Source organism: Sphingomonas endophytica (assembly GCF_001476895.1).
GTDB lineage: Bacteria > Pseudomonadota > Alphaproteobacteria > Sphingomonadales > Sphingomonadaceae > Sphingomonas > Sphingomonas endophytica_A.
The window spans coordinates 1-679 of sequence record NZ_LDTB01000166.1 but is presented as its reverse complement, the minus strand read 5'-3'; the positions used below and the strand labels follow the sequence as shown (position 1 = coordinate 679).

Genomic DNA, 679 nt, shown 5'->3' with positions numbered 1-679 from the left:
CCATCGCATAGGTCGCGATGTCCTGCAGCATCAGGCCGGAGACGAGCTTGCCGATGGAGTTTTCCGGACCTGGCCGCTCGCCCTTCGACAGCGCCGAGATCGCGCGGTAGCTGGTGTATTTCAGCCCGCTCGCCTTCACCGCCCAGCTCGCCAGCTTCGAGCGCACCGCCGGATCGTCGATCGCAAGGCCATCTTCCAGCATCAGATTGGAGCAGAACTCGAACATCTCGGGCACGCCGGTCGCAAGCCGCGCGCCGATCGACATGCGCTCATTCATCAGCGTGGTCAGCGACACGCTCCAGCCCTCGCCGACCGCACCAAGCCGCTGGCTGTCCGGGATTACGACGTCGGTGAAATAGACCTCGTTGAATTCCTGCATGCCGTTGGCCTGCTTGATCGGCCGCACTTCGACGCCCGGGCTCTTCATGTCGAGGAAGAACATCGTGAGGCCCTTGTGCTTGGGCACATTCGGATCGGTGCGCGCGATCAACAGGCCGTAGTCGGAGTAATGCGCACCCGAGGTCCAGATCTTCTGGCCGTTGATCACCCATTCGTCGCCGTGCTTCTCGGCGCGGGTCCGAAGGCCCGCAACGTCGGAGCCGCCGGCGGGCTCCGAGAACAGCTGGCACCAGATCTTCTCGCCGGAGGCGAGCGGCGGCAGGTATTTGCGTTTCTGCTC

Annotated in this window: 1 protein-coding gene; it reads right to left on the bottom strand. The window is 63.9% G+C overall.

Going from position 1 to position 679, the window contains the following annotated elements:
* A partial coding sequence (locus NS334_RS16550; RefSeq protein WP_193753147.1) for an acyl-CoA dehydrogenase family protein occupies window positions 1–679 on the bottom strand: 679 nt, incomplete at both ends.